The sequence below is a fragment of the Caballeronia pedi genome (assembly GCF_001544915.2).
Taxonomy (GTDB): domain Bacteria; phylum Pseudomonadota; class Gammaproteobacteria; order Burkholderiales; family Burkholderiaceae; genus Caballeronia; species Caballeronia pedi.
The window spans coordinates 167,020-183,345 of the sequence record NZ_FCOE02000014.1; the positions used below are offsets into that span (position 1 = coordinate 167,020).

Annotated in this window: 14 protein-coding genes and 1 pseudogene; 5 read left to right on the top strand and 10 right to left on the bottom strand. The window is 63.9% G+C overall.

From position 1 onward, the window contains the following. Position 1: 1 nt before the first annotated feature. Positions 2–1,258: a metallophosphoesterase family protein gene (locus tag AWB80_RS21900; protein ID WP_061176747.1), complete on the bottom strand. Its 1,257-nt coding sequence runs from the start codon at positions 1,256–1,258 to the stop codon at positions 2–4. 194 nt (positions 1,259–1,452) lie between these two features. On the opposite strand from AWB80_RS21900, the gene AWB80_RS21905 reads away from it, so the two are divergent. Continuing rightward, positions 1,453–1,707 (top strand): hypothetical protein, encoded by a 255-nt coding sequence (locus AWB80_RS21905; protein ID WP_061176748.1) that lies wholly within the window; start codon positions 1,453–1,455, stop codon positions 1,705–1,707. On the opposite strand, the gene rsmA is transcribed toward AWB80_RS21905, so the two are convergent. The 4 genes from rsmA to AWB80_RS21925 form a co-directional block, all read right to left on the bottom strand. After that, entirely contained in the window at positions 1,689–2,504 is an 816-nt protein-coding gene (gene rsmA / locus AWB80_RS21910; RefSeq protein ID WP_061176749.1) for a 16S rRNA (adenine(1518)-N(6)/adenine(1519)-N(6))-dimethyltransferase RsmA, read from the bottom strand. The two genes, AWB80_RS21905 and rsmA, sit on opposite strands and share 19 nt — an antisense overlap. A 34-nt stretch (positions 2,505–2,538) precedes the next feature. Continuing rightward, positions 2,539–3,531: a 4-hydroxythreonine-4-phosphate dehydrogenase PdxA gene (gene pdxA, locus AWB80_RS21915; RefSeq protein WP_061176750.1), complete on the bottom strand. Its 993-nt coding sequence runs from the start codon at positions 3,529–3,531 to the stop codon at positions 2,539–2,541. 4 nt (positions 3,532–3,535) lie between these two features. Further along, positions 3,536–4,894 carry a peptidylprolyl isomerase gene (locus AWB80_RS21920; protein ID WP_061176751.1) on the bottom strand — a complete coding sequence of 453 codons (1,359 nt, stop codon included), beginning with the start codon at positions 4,892–4,894 and terminating at the stop codon, positions 3,536–3,538. A gap of 125 nt (positions 4,895–5,019) precedes the next feature. Then, complete coding sequence (locus tag AWB80_RS21925) at positions 5,020–7,410, bottom strand: LPS-assembly protein LptD (RefSeq protein WP_061176752.1); 2,391 nt, start codon at positions 7,408–7,410, stop codon at positions 5,020–5,022. Positions 7,411–7,638: 228 nt separating this feature from the next. Here AWB80_RS21925 and AWB80_RS21930 point away from each other — a divergent pair, with 228 nt between their 5' ends. The 3 genes from AWB80_RS21930 to purB all read left to right on the top strand — a co-directional run bounded on the left by AWB80_RS21930 (position 7,639) and on the right by purB (position 10,850). Then, the gene (locus tag AWB80_RS21930; RefSeq protein ID WP_061176753.1) at positions 7,639–8,664 is read left to right on the top strand and encodes an aminoglycoside phosphotransferase family protein; all 1,026 of its coding nucleotides are present in this window, start codon (positions 7,639–7,641) and stop codon (positions 8,662–8,664) included. Positions 8,665–8,671: 7 nt separating this feature from the next. Next, positions 8,672–9,373, top strand: coding sequence for an N-acetylmuramate alpha-1-phosphate uridylyltransferase MurU (murU, locus tag AWB80_RS21935; RefSeq protein WP_061176754.1), 702 nt, complete (start codon positions 8,672–8,674; stop codon positions 9,371–9,373). An 88-nt stretch (positions 9,374–9,461) separates the two neighbouring features. Further along, positions 9,462–10,850: an adenylosuccinate lyase gene (gene purB / locus AWB80_RS21940; RefSeq protein ID WP_061176755.1), complete on the top strand. Its 1,389-nt coding sequence runs from the start codon at positions 9,462–9,464 to the stop codon at positions 10,848–10,850. Between the two features lie 76 nt (positions 10,851–10,926). Here the strand turns inward: purB and AWB80_RS21945 are convergent, their stop codons facing one another. The 5 genes and pseudogenes from AWB80_RS21945 to AWB80_RS45590 all read right to left on the bottom strand — a co-directional run. Next, entirely contained in the window at positions 10,927–11,421 is a 495-nt protein-coding gene (locus tag AWB80_RS21945; protein ID WP_061176756.1) for a gluconokinase, read from the bottom strand. A 10-nt stretch (positions 11,422–11,431) separates the two neighbouring features. Then, entirely contained in the window at positions 11,432–12,796 is a 1,365-nt protein-coding gene (locus tag AWB80_RS21950; protein WP_061176757.1) for a GntP family permease, read from the bottom strand. 289 nt (positions 12,797–13,085) lie between these two features. Next, complete coding sequence (locus tag AWB80_RS21955) at positions 13,086–13,301, bottom strand: hypothetical protein (protein WP_143328115.1); 216 nt, start codon at positions 13,299–13,301, stop codon at positions 13,086–13,088. 172 nt (positions 13,302–13,473) lie between these two features. Then, positions 13,474–14,595, bottom strand: a complete 1,122-nt coding sequence (locus AWB80_RS44970; protein WP_244206646.1) for a YadA family autotransporter adhesin — start codon at positions 14,593–14,595, stop codon at positions 13,474–13,476. A 924-nt stretch (positions 14,596–15,519) separates the two neighbouring features. Next, a pseudogene (locus AWB80_RS45590) lies at positions 15,520–16,035 on the bottom strand (hemagglutinin); the annotation flags it as partial. On the opposite strand from AWB80_RS45590, the gene AWB80_RS45595 reads away from it, so the two are divergent. Further along, on the top strand, positions 16,001–16,326 hold a 326-nt coding region (locus AWB80_RS45595), incomplete at its 3' end, for a hypothetical protein (RefSeq protein WP_425266875.1). The pseudogene AWB80_RS45590 and the gene AWB80_RS45595 sit on opposite strands and share 35 nt — an antisense overlap.

Sequence of the window (16,326 nt, forward strand, 5' to 3'; positions counted from 1 at the left end):
CTTACTCCGCGTCCGCCAGTTGCGCGATCAGCCCGGAGCGCACGTCGCCGACGAGCTTCGCGAGTTCGCCGTTGCGCACGTGCTCGAGCTCGGGCACGGACTTCTGCAATTCGCTCGGCGCCTGCGATGCCAGCGCGATGAGTCTTTCTTTGAGCATGTTCAGGAATTCCGGGTCGGACTCGGCTTCGATCAGCAGGCCGTGAAGATCGGCGAGCGCGTCGGCGCGGCCGCTCGCGGGTTCGCTGTGCGCGAGCGGCGCGGTCGCGATCTTCACTTTTTCGAGCCACAGACGGTCGTGGCTGATCGCGGCGATCTGCGCGAGCACTTCCGCGCGCAGTTGCGCTTCCAGTCCGAACAGTTCGCCGTGCGCACCGGTCGCGCCGGTGATCGTCACGCGCACCGCGTGCGGCACGGATGAGGCCGCCGCCTCGACGAGCGCCTCCAGCGCGCGCCCGACCGCGAGCGCGACTTCATCGAGCGTGCTCGCCGGCGATGCGTCCACCGTGACGGCTTCCCAGCGCAACACGTCGATGAAAAGCCGCTCGACGCTCACCGCTTCCGTCTCCGACACCGTGACGAGCACCGCGCCGCGCCGCCCTGTCTCGCGGATGTTGCGGCCTTGCAGATTGCCCGGAAACACGATGGTCGACGCGTCCTGCCAGATTGCGTAGTCGTGGACGTGGCCGAGCGCCCAGTAGTGATATTCCTTCGCGTGCAACTCGGCGACCGAACATGGCGCGTAGCTCGCGTGCATCGAGCCGCCTTCGAGCGCCGTGTGCAGCACGCCGATATTGAAGTACCCCGCAACCGGCGACGGATACGCGGTGACGAGATTCGTCGTGACCGCCTTTTCCTTGAAGCTGTGACCATGCAGCGCGACCTTCAGCGCGTCGATGCGAAAGGTCTGCGGCTTTCTCGTCGAGAACGTGTGGACGTTGTCGGGCAGTTGCAACTGGCTCGTCATTTCGCTTTCGGCGTCGTGATTGCCGAACAGCACGTAGACCGGAATGCCCGCGCGTCGCAGGCGTCCCATCTCGCGGCAGAAAAAGATGCCCGTGTTGTGATCGCGCCAGGTGCCATCGTAGAGATCGCCAGCGATCACCATGAAGTCGACCTGTTCGTCGACCGCCACCGACACGAGCTTCGAGAACGCCTCGCGCGTGGCGTTGCGCAGCATGTCGGCGGGCGCGTCCGCGTAGGCGGAAAGGCCGTGCAGCGGGCTATCGAGGTGAATATCCGCGGCGTGAATGAAGCGCATGCTGTCTCCGTTGAAGGATGTCTTTCTGCCCCGGACCGTGCCTCGGACCGATGGGGACGACGATCATAACAGCCGGTTCGGACACATCGCGTCCCGATCGATCGCGCGCGTTCGGGACGTCGAATGTCCCGCGTGGCTCGCAGAATCGGTCACTCGGAATCAACGCCGAATCAACGCGATATGAGGCAAGAACAATGAACGAAACACTCGCGCGAGACACCACGATCACGAGCCCCTACACACCGAAGAATGTCGATGCCGCGATCGGGCATCTGGAGCGCGTGCTGTCGGCGGAAGGCGCCAACTCGCTGTTCGGCCAGACCTATTGGCGCACGCGTGTGCGGCAGGTGAGCGCGACGCACGGCCTGCATCGCGAGCAGCGCGCGCGACTGGAACGGCTGCTGAAATTGCTGTCGGATGTCGGCTGCGTTCAGGCTTTCGAGCGCTGAACCGCCTGCGCCAGCGCGACGAATTCCGCAACCGGCACTTCCTCGGCGCGGCGCGTGAGATCGAAACCGAGGGCATCGAAATCGATCGTGTCGCGATACGCGCCCAGGTTGTTGCGCAACACCTTGCGACGCTGCGCGAACGCCGCCTTCACGACATCGGACAGCACGGATTCGTCGACTTCGGGCAACTCGTGCGGCTCGAACGGAATCATGCGCACGATAGCCGAATTCACCTTCGGCGGCGGATTGAACGACTCGGGCGGCACGTCGATCAGCTTGTCCATCACGTAGCGGTATTGCAGCATCACCGAAAGACGCCCGTAGTCCTTGCTCGCGGGCTCGGCGATCATGCGTTCGACCACTTCGTCCTGCAGCATGAAGTGCTGGTCGATCACCTTGTGCGCGAACGTCGTCAGGTGAAAGAGCAGCGGGCTCGAGATGTTGTACGGCAGATTGCCGACGATACGCAGCGTCGGCTTCTCCCCTTCGAGCGCGAGCGACGCGAAATCGAACTCGAGCGCGTCGGCGGAATGCACGACGAGCCTGTCGCCGAAGCGCTTTTGCAGGCGGCCGATCAGATCGCGATCCAGTTCGACCGCATGCAACGGCGCTTCGGGCGTGGCGAGCCGCTCGATCAGCGGCTCCGTGAGCGCGGCGAGTCCCGGCCCGATCTCGACCATGCGCTCGCCGCGCTTCGGTGCGATCACATCGACGATGGAATCGATCACGCCCTGATCGACGAGGAAGTTCTGCCCGAAGCGCTTGCGCGCGAAATGGCCTTGATGTTTGGTCGACATACTCGTTTGAAAGAAGCGGGCGCGCGGCCCGGATTCACGCCGCGCGCTCGTGACGCTTATGACGCTTGTGACGCGCCATCGTGACGGCGGCGTCGATTGCGGCGATCATGCTGCCCGGATCGGCGCGGCCCGTGCCGGCGAGATCGAGCGCGGTGCCGTGATCCACAGACGTGCGGATGATCGGCAAGCCGAGCGTAACGTTGATGCCCTCGCCGAACGTCGCGTATTTCAGCACCGGCAAGCCTTGATCGTGGAACATCGCGAGCACGCAGTCGGCGTCTTTCAGATAGCGCGGCTGAAACAGCGTGTCGGCGGGATACGGTCCCGGCGCATCGATGCCGAGCGCGCGGGCGCGTTCGAGCGCGGGCGTGATGACATCGATTTCCTCGCGGCCCAGATAGCCGTTCTCGCCCGCATGCGGATTGAGGCCGGTGACGAGAATGCGCGGCGCGCAGAGGCCGAAATGCGCGCGCAGATCGTGATCGATGATCGTGAGCGTTTCGACGAGGCCGTCGATCGTGAGCGCCGCGGACACGTCCTTCAGCGGCAGATGCGTGGTCGCGAGCGCAACGCGCAACGGCCGCTCGCCCGAACCCGCCAGCATCATCACGACGCGCGGCGTGTTCGTGCGCTCGGCGAGATATTCGGTGTGGCCGGTGAAAGGCACGCCGGCATCGTTGATCGTGCTCTTTTGCAGCGGCGCGGTGACGATGGCGTCGAAACGGCCGGAAACCGCGCCGTCGATGGCGGCATCGAGAAGACCCAGCACATAGCGCCCGTTCGCCGCATTCAGCTTGCCCGCCTCGGCGGGCGCGGCGAGCGCGTGATGTTCGATGTCGGCCGCTGCGGGCCACTCGCTTCCGGCGCGCGCCGTCAGCAAGTCGCGATCGCCGAGCACCGTGAAATGCGCCGACGGCCAGCGCTCGCGCGCCTGCCTGAGCGCCGCCGCGGTCAGTTCCGGGCCGACACCCGCCGGCTCGCCAGTCGTGATGGTGATGGCGAGCGGTTTGGCGTCGGCGGAGTTCATGCGCTTATTGCGGCTGGGCCGCGATGCCCTTGTACTGCACGTACGCCGTGTCGCGCAGTTCGCGCAGCCAGTCGGAATACGCCTGCTCGGCCTTGCGCTGACCGATCGCCTGACGCGCGATATCGAGCTGCTGCGTCGCCGATCCTTCCGCATCGCGGCGGCCGAGCACCTGGATCAGGTGATAGCCGTACTCGCTTCGCACCGGATCGCTGACGGCGCCGTCCTGGAGATTGTTCATCGCGCGCTCGAATTCAGGCACGGTCTCGCCCGGGCTGATCCAGCCGAGATCGCCGCCCTGCGACGCCGAGCCGTCCTGCGAGTAGGTGCGCGCGAAATTGGCGAAATCGCCGCCCGCCGCCACTTGCTGCTTGATGTCGAGCAGCTTCTGGCGCGCGGACTGTTCCGACATGCCGTCGGATACGCGCAAGAGAATGTGGCGCACGTGCGTTTGCACGAGCTTGGGCGCATCGGCCGCGGTGCCCTGGCTCGCGCGGCGATCCACCAGCTTGATGATCTCGAAGCCGCCGTCGGTGCGCAAAAGCGTGGGCACGACCTGGCCCGGACGCAATGTCGACACCGCCGAGACGATGCCCGCCGGCAGCGAACCCGGCGCACGGAAACCGAGATCGCCGCCCTTGCCGGCGTCGGTGTCCTGCGAGTTCTGCTTGGCGAGTTTCGCGAAATCGTCGCCGGCCTGCGCCTGCTTGAGCACGGCGTCGGCCTGGGCCTGAACCTTCGCGACATCGCTTTCAGGCGCGTCCGACGGGAGCTTGAACATGATGTGCTGCAGACGCAGATCGCTCGCGTTGCGCGCGCCCGGGCCGCGCTGGCTGGCGATGTAGTTCGCCACTTCGCCGTCGGAGACGGTGACCTTGCTGTCCACTTCCTTCTCGCGCAGCTTGGAAAGCGTGAGTTCGGTGCGCGCGTCGCGCATGAAGGTGGACCAGGGCACGCCTTGCGCCTCGATACGCGCGCGGTAGACGTCGAGCGTCATCTGGTTTTGCTGCGCGAGACGCGAGAGCGTGCGGTTGACGGTGGCGTCGTCGACGACGATGCCGTCTTCCTTCGCCCGCTGAAGCTGGATGCGCTCGAGCACCATCTGATCGAGCACCTGCCGCTGCATCTGGTCCGCGGGCGGCACCGGCGCGTTCTGCTGCTGGAGACGCTTGGCGATGAGCGCCGTGCGTTCTTGCAGTTCGCGCTGCGTGATGACGCCGTCGTTCACCACCGCGACGACGGAATCGGCGAGCTGCGCATTGCGATTCGACAACGCCTGCGCACCGGCCGGCGAACTCAGGATCAGCGCGGCAGCGAGCGCGCCCGCTGCGATTGCCGTCGATCGAAACATTTTCACGTTTGCCACAGATACTCCATCAAATACGAGCTTCACCCGTTCGTGTACTGCTTGTGTGTGCTGCCTGCGCGGCCAAAGGCGCCGCTTTTTCCCGCTCGTCATTGGATTCCCGCGCGAGTACGCCCGTTCCGGCCTTACTCGTAATCGCTGTACCGGGAGAGCGGCGCCGGCGCCGGCGGCGGCGGCTGATAACCCTGGACGCTCGAACGGAACGCGCTGACGAGGCCATTGTCGACGTTCGACAAGCCCTTGAACGTCAACTGCGCGAGCACCCGCGTGCCCGACGAAGGCTGGCCCTGCGTGTTCACGCCGTTGGCGTAACGCTGCATGCCGAAGCCGAACGCCCAGCAGTCGGCATCGTACTGGAAGCCCAGAAGCCCGTCGACGAGACGATGGCTCGCGAGATCATAATTTACGCGGGCGACGGCGTAGAGCCGATTCGAGAGCGGCCACTCGCCCGACAGCAGGATCTGGTTGATCGGCTCGTTCACCAGGGTGGTCTGGTTGGAGCGCGTGTAGCGGTATCCGACGTTGATCACCTTGCGTTCGGCGGGGCTGAACGCAAAACCGATGCTCGAGCGCACGAGCTGATTGTTATCGACATTATATTGGAACGCAGTTTCCGAAGCGAAACCAGCGCCCAGCTTGATGGCCGCGCCCGCGATCAGGTCCGAGTGCTTCGCCTGCTCGGGCAGCTGGCCCGGCGTGATCGTGACGCGCTGGCTCTGGAAATAGTACTGCTGCGCGATGACGAAACGCGCGCGCTCGTCGCCCGTCGCCGGGTTGATGAAGCGCGTCGTCAGGCCGGCCGTCAGGCGGTTCGCATCGGCGATGCGGTCGTTGCCGACGAACGTGTTCGGCGTGTAGATCTCGGCGAGGCCGAAGTCGGCTTCGGCGGTATCGAAGATCGGCGCGAAATCCTGATTGTGATACGGCGTGTAGACGTAATAGAGCCGCGGCTCCAGCGTCTGGATGTAATCCTGGCCGAACAGGCGCACCGAGCGGTCGAACACGAGCCCCGTGTCGAAGCTGAGGGTCGGAATCGACTCGGTGAAATTCTTGGGTTGCCCGGCCACCGGCGGCGACGAGCCCGCAACCTGCGAGGTCGCGATGTGGCTCAGATCGTACGACGCGAAGTGCCATTGCACCTTCGGCGTGACGAAATAGCCCGGCGCATTGACGCCGTAGCTCAGGTACGGATTGAAGTACAGCCGGTTGCCGTCGGTCGCGCCATCGGTGGTGATGGTGAAGCGCGTCGCGTCCAGCTCTGCGCCGTAATCGAAGCCGCCGACGTTGTACTTGTTGTACTGAACGTTCACCTGCGGCTCGCGCGCGTACGGCGGAACCGACGGCTGCAGCGTCTGCCAGCGCTGTTCACGCGCGAGCACGTACCACGGGCCATTGCTGTAAGTGAGCCCCGCTTCCTGCTGATACAGCAACTGCGTGCCGTTCAGGAACTGATTCGACGCGTTGCCCAGGTCTTCCGGATATTGTGAGTCCGAAACCTTGTTGTAATTGACGTAGCCGCCGAAGCCGTTGCCGAAGTTCTGGCGGTGCTGCCAGAAGATCGCGTAGCGGTTCGTGTGCGTCACCCGGTCGTCCGGCAGATAGTCGCCGGTGAACGAGCCGGAATACGTGGGCGACAGATAGCGGTAGGTTGCTTCGCCGAGCACGCCGCGCTTCGTCATGATGCGCGGCGTGATGGTCAGATCGCGATTCGGCGCGATGTTGAAATAGTACGGGATCGTCGCTTCGAAACCGGTCGTCGAACTGAGCGAGAAAGTCGGCGGCAACAGGCCGCTGCGACGATCGCCCGTGAGCGGAAACGACAGCCACGGGCTCGCGAACACCGGCACGCCCTGGAAGAACAGCACGCCGTTATGCGCGATGCCGTCTTCCGCGCCGGTGTCGAAATCGAACGATGTGCCCTTGATGTACCACGCCGGATCCGACTCGCACTGGCACGCCGTGTACGTGCCGTGATCGATGCGCGCGCGCTCGTTGTCGATCATGTCGGCGCGCTCGGCGCTGCCCGAGCCACCCGTCAGATTGAAGTGGTACTTCGGGTTCGTCATGAACCCTTCGTTGGCCTCGACCTTCAGATGCGCTTCCGGACCGATGAACGACACGCCGTTGTTGATCAGCCTGACATTGCCGAAAGCATCGGCCATGTCCGTGTCCTGATCGTAATGCAGCGCGTCGCCCTTGATAATCGTCACCGTGCGCCGGATCTCCGCCGAACCCTTCGCCGCCATGTCTTCGTCGGAGGTGCCCGTCGCCTTGTCGCTCAGCAGGAAGGTAGACGGCTGCTGGCCGCTTTGCAGCGGGCGCTCTTCGAGTTGCGGCGCGAGACGCAGACTGCCGGGGCCGTCGAGCGGTTGCGGATACGCGGCATCGCCCGCGAGCTGGGCGTGCGCGAGAGCGGGCATCAGACCCGGAACGGATAGAAGCGCGACGACGAGCCGCCGCCTGCGTGGCTGAGCGTCGCCTTGGATTTTCGATACGGGAAACTGTCGTGGCGGCATGTATGGGTGGCGGTTCGATCCCGTTCGCGTCCCACGCGCCCGATGCCGCCGGGCAGGCGGCCGCGCCCTTTCCGCAGTCACGAACTTGACGGTCCGTTGCTAAGCAGAGACGACACTCGATCGAACGGTGACGCTCACAGTCGTCGGGGGCCTGGCGCCAGGCGTGAAACGGATCGCTTAAAAAAGTCGTGGGGTATTATATGGCAAGATGTTTGGCCCCTCGAATTTATGACGCATATTCCTTCCGACGCCCGCCTGAATCAGCTCCGCGCATGGCTCGAAACTTTCGCCGGACGCTACCGGCTGAACGTCGCGAGTCTCGCCCCCGCCTCCGCCGATGCCAGCTTTCGCCGCTATTTCCGGCTGGAAAGCGATTCGGAGCACGGCCAGACGCTCATCGCCGTCGATGCGCCGCCGCCCGAGAAATGCCGTGAGTTCGTGCAGGTCGCCGGGCTACTCGAAGCGGCGAACGTGCACGTGCCGAAAGTTTTGGAAACGGAGTTCGACGCCGGTTTCATGCTCGTGACCGACCTCGGCAACACGACTTACATCTCCGTTCTCGACGAAAAGAACGCGCGGCCGATGATGCGCGACGCGATCGACACCCTGATCCGCTTCCAGCAGACCGCGCGCGAAGGCGTGCTGCCGCCTTTCGACGAGGCGTTCCTGCGCCGTGAAATGGAATTGATGCCCGAGTGGTTCATCGGCCGTCATCTGGGCCGCGAAGTCACCGCCGACGAACGCAAGACGCTCGACGACACCTTCACGCTGCTCGTGCAGAGCGCGCTCGCGCAGCCACAAACCTTCATGCTGCGCGACTACATGCCGCGCAATCTGATGGTGTGCGAGCCGAATCCGGGCGTGCTGGATTTTCAGGACGCGGTGTACGGCCCGATCACTTACGACATGGCGTCGCTGATGCGCGACGCGTTCGTCAGCTGGGAAGAAGAGTTTCAGCTCGATTGCGTCGCGTATTACTGGGAACGCGCGAAAAAGGCCGGACTTCCTGTCGGTCCGGATTTCGGCGAGTTCTACCGTCAGCTCGAATGGATGGGCCTGCAGCGGCACATCAAGGTGCTCGGCCTGTTCGCGCGCATCCATTATCGCGACGGCAAGCCGCGTTATCTCGCCGATCTGCCGCGCTTCATCGGCTATGCGCGCAAGGTCGCGGAGCGTTATGCGCCGCTGTGGCCGTTCGCGCGTCTGCTCGACTCGCTGGAAGGCCGCGCGATCGAAGTCGGTTACACCTTCTGAATTCACGATGACGCACGCTCTCAAGACGGCGATGATCTTCGCCGCCGGTCGCGGCGAACGCATGCGCCCGCTCACCGACACATGTCCGAAGCCACTGCTCGAAGCGGGCGGCAAGCCGCTCATCGTGTGGCAGATCGAGCGGCTGGCGGCGGCGGGCATCGAAACGATCGTCATCAATCACGCGTGGCTCGGCGCGCAGATCGAAACCGCGCTCGGCGATGGCGCGCGCTGGGGCGTCGCGCTGCGGTATTCGCCCGAAACGGAGGCGCTGGAAACGGCGGGCGGCATCGCGCAGGCGCTGCGGCTGATCGGGGACGGCGTGTTCATCGCCGTCAGCGGCGATGTGTTCTGCGATTTCGATTATTCGACCTTGCGCAAGCGCGCCGAGACGCTCGAAGCGCGAAACGAACCGGGCATGCATCTCGTGATGGTGCCCAATCCGCCCTTCCATCCGAAAGGCGATTTCGCGCTGAACGACGGCGTGCTCGCGCTCGACGGCGCGCCGCGCCATACCTTCGGCAACATCGGTCTCTACGACACGCGCATGTTCCGCGATCTCGCGCCCGGCACGTGCCGCGCGCTCACGCCGTACTATCGCGAAACCATCGCAGCGGGGCGCGCGAGCGGCGAGCTCTACGCAGGCCGATGGGAAAACGTCGGCACGCCCGCGCAACTTCGCGCACTCGACGACGAACTGCGAACACGCTGAGCGGCGGGCGCGCGTCGCGGATTGGGACGCATCCGATGGTAAAATGCGCGGTTCTTCCGTCTTTTCCCTTCCGGCCGCGCCCGCAATCATGTCCGATACCCGTCCCGATACCCTCTTCGCGCTGACCGCGCTCTCGCCGCTCGACGGCCGCTACGCCGCCAAGACCGAAGCGCTGCGCGAATGGCTTTCCGAAGCCGCGTTCATGCGCCATCGCGTGACGGTCGAGATTCACTGGCTGATCGCGTTGTCGCGCGCCGGTTTCGCCGAAGTGCCGCGCTTCTCCGAAGCCTCCGAGCAATTCCTGTTGAGCCTTGCCGAGCGCTTCACCGCGCACGACGCGGCACGCATCAAGGACATCGAACGCGTCACGAATCACGACGTGAAGGCCGTCGAATACTGGCTCAAGGAGTCGGTCAAGGGCCAGCCGGAGCTGGAGCGCGCAAGCGAGTTCATCCACTTCGCGTGCACGTCCGAAGACATCAACAACACGTCGCACGGCCTGATGCTCGCCGGCGCGCGCGAGCACGTCATCCTGCCGGCGCTGCGCTCGGTATACGAACGCCTCGTGAAGCTCGCGCATACGCACGCCGAACAACCGATGCTCTCGCGTACGCACGGCCAGCCCGCCAGCCCGACGACGCTCGGCAAGGAAATCGCCAACGTCGCGGCGCGTCTGTCGCGCGCAATCCAGCGCATCGAGAAGGTCGAACTGCTCGGCAAGATGAACGGCGCGGTCGGCAACTTCAACGCGCATCTGTCGGCGTATCCGGAATTCGACTGGGAAGCGTTTTCGAAGGACGTCGTCGAGAATCGGCTGAAGCTCACGTTCAATCCGTACACGATCCAGATCGAGCCGCACGACTACATGGCCGAACTGTTCGACGCCGTCGCGCGCGCCAATACGATCCTGCTCGACCTCGACCGCGACGTGTGGGGCTACATCTCGCTCGGCTATTTCAAGCAGAGAACGAAGGCCGGAGAAATCGGCTCGTCGACGATGCCGCACAAGGTCAACCCGATCGACTTCGAGAATTCGGAAGGCAACCTCGGCCTCGCGAACGCGACGCTGCGCCATCTCTCCGACAAGTTGCCGGTCTCGCGCTGGCAGCGCGACCTGACGGATTCGACTGTGCTGCGCAACATCGGCGTCGCGTTCGGTTATTCGCTGCTGGCTTACGACGCGCTGATCCGCGGCCTCGACAAGCTCGAAATCAACGCGGCGCGCCTGAACGAAGATCTCGACAACACATGGGAAGTGCTCGCCGAGCCGGTGCAGACGGTGATGCGCCGTTACGGCATCGAGAATCCGTACGAGCAGTTGAAAGAGTTGACGCGCGGCAAGGGCATCACGCGCGAGGCGTTGCAGACGTTCATCGGCGGTCTGGCGATTCCCGCCGACGCGAAGAAGCTGCTGCTGGACATGACGCCGGGTTCGTATATCGGCAAGGCGGCCGAACTGGCGAAGCGTATCGCCTGATTCGCGACGCAAGGTCGAAGAAAAAGCCCCACGCTTTGCGGCGTGGGGCTTTTTTTCTGCAACGTCGAACGCGAAATCAGCGCGTCTTCAGTTCCTCGATCACGATCTCGACGATTTCCTCGGGCGTGTGCTCGATGCTCACCACGATCGCCTCGTCCGCGCCCGGCGCCTCGAGCGTATCGAGCTGGCTCTGCAGCAGCTTCGGATCGAAGAAATGTCCCGTGCGCGTCGCGAGCCGTTCGTGCAGCACGTCGAACGTGCCTTCGAGATAGACGAAACAGACGTCTTTGTCGCCGTCGCGCAACACGTCGCGGTACGAGCGCTTAAGCGACGAGCACGTGAACACCGCCGTCTCGCCCGCGCGCTGCTTCTCCTCGATCGCAGCACGAATCGTCTTGAGCCACGGCCAGCGGTCGTCGTCGGTCAGCGGGATGCCCTTGTGCATCTTCTCCTTGTTGGCGGCGCTGTGGAACGCGTCGCCATCGGTGAACGAGCATTGCAAGCGCTCCGCCAGCAATTCTCCGATCAGAGACTTGCCGGCGCCCGACACGCCCATTGCGATCAGAATCATCGAAATCTCCTTACACGAACATCGCAAGCACGAAAGTCAAGCCGAGCCCCATCAGGGAAATGAGGGTTTCGAGCAACGACCAGGTCTTGAAGGTCTGTCCGACCGTCATCCCGAAATACTCTTTGATCAGCCAGAAGCCGCCATCGTTCACATGCGAAAAGATCAGCGAGCCGGAGCCGGTCGCGAGCACCAGCAGTTCCGGGCTCGTATGACCGCCCGCCGCTGCCGCGATCGGCGCGACGATGCCGCACGCGGTCGTCATCGCGACTGTGGCAGAGCCGGTCGCCAGACGAATCAGCGCGGCGACGAACCAGCCGAGCAACAGCGGCGACAGATTCGCCTGCGATGCGGTGGCGACGATCTGCTGCGAGATGCCGCTGTCGCGCAGAACCTGGCCGAAGCCGCCGCCCGCGCCCACGATCAGCGTAATGCCCGCGATCGGCGCAAGGCACTCGCCGCAGAACTTCTGGATCTGATCGCGGTTGAAACCGCGCTTCGCGCCGAACGTCCAGAAACTGACGAGCACGGCGATCAGCAACGCCATATCCGATTGGCCGACGAAGCGCAGCAAATCGTTCGGCAGCGTCTTCGGCGTGAAGACCAGATCCGCCCAGCTTCCGACCAGCATCAGAATGACCGGCAGCAGAATGGTGAAGAGCGTGATGCCGAAGCTCGGCAGATCGCGCTTCTTTTCCGTGTCGCCGTGCTTTTCCGTGAACTGGTCGGCGAGCGCGTTGGCGTCCGGCAGCTTGATGTATTTGTGGATCAGCAGCGCAAACAACGGGCCCGCGACGATCGCGGTCGGTACGCCGACGATCAGGCCGTAGGCGATCGTCTTGCCGATATCCGCGTGATACTGCTGCACCGCGAGCAGCGCGGCCGGGTGCGGCGGAATCAGACCGTGCACGACCGAAAGGCCAGCGACCATCGGCAGACCGATCAGCAGCAGCGACTTGCCGGTGCGTTTCGCGACATTGAACGCGATTGGAATCAGCAGCACGAAGCCGACTTCGAAGAACACCGGCAAGCCGACGATGATCGCGACGACCATCATCGCCCAGTGAATGTTCTTCTCGCCGAACAGATTGATCAGCGTATTGGCGACGCGCTCGGCACCGCCCGATTCGGCCATCATCTTGCCGAGCATCGTGCCGAGACCGACCACGACCGCAATGTGGCCGAGCGTGTTGCCGTTGCCGGTTTCGAACGACTTCACGATTTTGTCCATCGGCATGCCGACCGCAAGGGCGAGCAACACGGACACGATCATGAGGACGAGGAACGGGTAAACCTTGTAGCGGGCGATCATCAGGATCAGAACCGCGATCGCGATCACCGCGTAGAGCAGCAGCATGCTCCCGTGGACGGCTGGCATAACGCCTCCTTTGATTTTGTTGAGGTTTTTGCGCTATGTATGCGTTTGCCGTCGCTGCACTGCACACATCGGCGGCGCCCGGCAAGCGCAAACAGGGCGCAAGGCAACGGAATTTTATCCGTAAGCGAGGAGATTGGTCGGGAATTGGGCTATGCGGAATTATGCGCGACTTGCGCGGTTTGTTTGATCGATGCGCGGGACACGTAAAACGAAAAAAACCGACGTTCGATAGAACGTCGGTTTACGGAAGAACAACGCGAGCCGCGATGGCTCGATCATTCGTCAGGCATCAGGCCGCCGGCTTCGCAGGTGGTCCGCCAGCGCAGGTGAAATCGAATGCGCTCTTGTTGCTATCGAAGGCCTGAACGGCCACGACTTGCTGATCTTTGCAGATCCGGGAAGCCGCTGACATGCACGATTTCTGCGATCCGAGCAGGCTCGAGCACGTGACGCGATAGGCCTGCGGCTGTCCGGCGATATTCAGTTTTTGCGCCGTGTAAGTCATACCCGTATCGGTCGTGCAAGCAGAGAGCACGCCGATGGCGGTGAAAACGGTGAGAAGAAGTTTAGACATCTTGATTAGCTACCTAAATCGGTTCAAAGAGCTGGGCGTACGGGCGACCTCGATGCTTTGCGGTCGCCCGGGTCGTCCCGGGCGTGAGCCCGAGACGTTTGCCTTACCACCGATACGACGCGTTAGCACCGTAGACCGTGCCGCTACGGGTCGAACCCGCGCCGGCCTTCAGCACCAGGTTCTGGGTGACGCGCAGGTTCAACGCGACGGCTGCAGCCGCATAGCCCTGATACGTTGCCCCACCGACGCCGACCGACACCGTCTTGTCCGAATCGATGTTCGGGATCATCGCCAGAGCGGTAGCCGCGGCGATGCCCGAGTAGGCGTTACGGCCGATATCCGTGACGGCGCCTTGCATGCCGCTCACCACGCTGTCCGTGTAGCTGTTGGACTGCGCGACCGCATCGTTCAACTGGTTGACGTTGACCAGATCCGTGTCTTGCACGCCGCGCGCCACGTTGGTGATCTGACGCTCGCTGCCTGCCGAGCCGACCGACACGGTGTTCGAACGATCCGCCACCGAGCTCGCACCCAGCGCAACGGAGTCATCCGCCGTTGCATGGCTGCCCGCACCGATCGCTGCTGCGCCGACACCGCTGGCGACTGCGCTTGCACCTTGTGCAACCGAGTTTGCACCCGTTGCCTTGGCGCTCGCGCCGCTCGCCGTTGCATGCGTGCCGGTTGCTACTGCGGCTTCCGAAGCGCGATCACCATCCGCTGCGAACATCGGGTCGTCCGCGACCGTCACGTTAGCGATCTTGCCGCTCAATGTGTCGAGCTGCGCCTTATTGATCAGGTCCGTCGGCGCAATACCGGTGGAAACGCCGTGGATGACCGTACCGTCCTTGCCGCCCAGCGTGATATTGCTGTAGTCGGTGCTTCCATCCTTCAGCGTGTCGAACGTCACGGCCGCCGTCGGCAAGCCATCCGTGCTCTTCGGGCTCACAGCCTTCAACTGACCCACCGTCGCCACGTCGTCGTTGTTAACACCGTTGGCGATGTTCGTGATGCGCAGTTTGTCGTTCGAATTACCGAAGGACACGGTGTTCGCCTGATCCGCCACGGCGTTGGTCGCGAGTGCTACCGCGTTCTCAGCCGTCGCACTGGCGTTGCCGCCGATCGCGATCGAGTTCTTACCGGTCGCCGACGAGTCGATCAGGACGGAGTTGGCGTGGAAGTACTTCATGCCGCCACCGTTGACCACGCTGCTCAACGTCGTCGACATGCTCGTGACACCGCTGACAACCGTGCTGATGGTCGTCGACATCGAGCTGACGGTCGTCGACATCGAACTCACGCCCGTGGACAGCGAGCTGATGCTCGTGGACGTCGAAGTCGACAGCGAGTTGAAACCGGTCGACAGCGAGTCGATACCCGTGGACAGCGAGCTGATACCCGTCGACAGCGAATCGATACCCGTCGACAGCGAGCTGATTGCCGTCGAGGTCGACGTCGACAGCGAGCTGAGGCCCGTCGACAGCGAACTCACACCGGTGGACAGCGAGCTGATCGCCGTGGAGGTCGACGTCGACAGCGAGCTGATACCCGTCGACAGCGAGCTGATGCCCGTGGAGGTCGAAGCCGACAGCGAACTCATGCCCGTGGACAGCGAGTCGATACCCGTGGACAGCGAGCTGATTGCCGTGGAGGTCGAGGTCGACAGCGAGCTGAGGCCCGTCGACAGCGAACTCACGCCCGAGGACAGCGAGCTGATCGCCGTGGAGGTCGACGTCGACAGCGAGCTGAGGCCCGTCGACAGCGAACTCACGCCCGTGGACAGCGAGTCGACACCCGTGGACAGCGAGCTGATCGCCGTGGAGGTCGACGTCGACAGCGAGCTGAGGCCCGTCGACAGCGAACTCACACCGGTGGACAGCGAGCTGATCGCCGTCGAGGTCGACGTCGACAGCGAACTGATGCCTGCCGACAGCGAACTCACACCGGTGGACAGCGAGCTGATCGCCGTGGAGGTCGACGTCGACAGCGAGCTGATGCCCGTGGACAGCGAACTGATCGCCGTGGAGGTCGAGGTCGACAGCGAGCTCACGCTCGTGGACAACGAGTTGATGCCCGTCGAGGTCGAGGTCGACAGCGAATTCAGACCCGTGGACAGCGAGTTGAGGCCCGTCGAAGTCGACATCGACAGCGAGCTCAACTGGCCGAAGTTCACCGCATCCGGATTCTCCGTGCCGTCAGCCACGTTCGTGAGCTTCACCGGCGCATGGTTCGAGCCGCCCAGCGTGATCTTCGAGTGCGAGGCGTCGTCGTACGACACCGCGTTCGCCAGGCCCGTGGACAGCGAATTCACCGCCGTGGAGGCCGAGGTCGACAGCGAGTTCATCCCCGTCGACAGCGAACCGATGCCCGTCGAAGCCGACACCGACAGCGAGTTCATCCCCGTCGACAGCGAGTTCACGCCCGTGGACAGCGAGGCGATGCCCGTCGAGGTCGACGCCGACAGCGAGCTGATGCCCGTGGACGCCGACGCCGACAGCGAGTTCAGACCCGTCGACAGCGAGCTGATGCCCGTGGACGCCGACACCGACAGCGAGTTCATGCCCGTCGACAGCGAGCTGATGCCCGTGGACGCCGACGCCGACAGCGAGTTCATCCCCGTCGACAGCGAGCTGATGCCCGTCGAAGCCGACACCGACAGCGAGTTCATCCCCGTCGACAGCGAGCTGATGCCCGTGGAGGTCGACACCGACAGCGAGTTCAGACCCGTGGACAGCGAGCTGATGCCCGTCGAGGTCGAAGCCGACAGCGAGTTCACACCCGTGGACAGCGAGCTGATGCCCGTCGAAGCCGACACCGACAGCGAGTTCAGACCCGTGGACAGCGAGCTCACGCCAGCGGAGAGCGAGCTCACGCCAGCCGACAGCGAGCTCACGCCGCTCGACAGCGAGCTGATGCCCGTCGAGGTGGACGTCGACAGCGAGTTCAGACCCGTCGACAG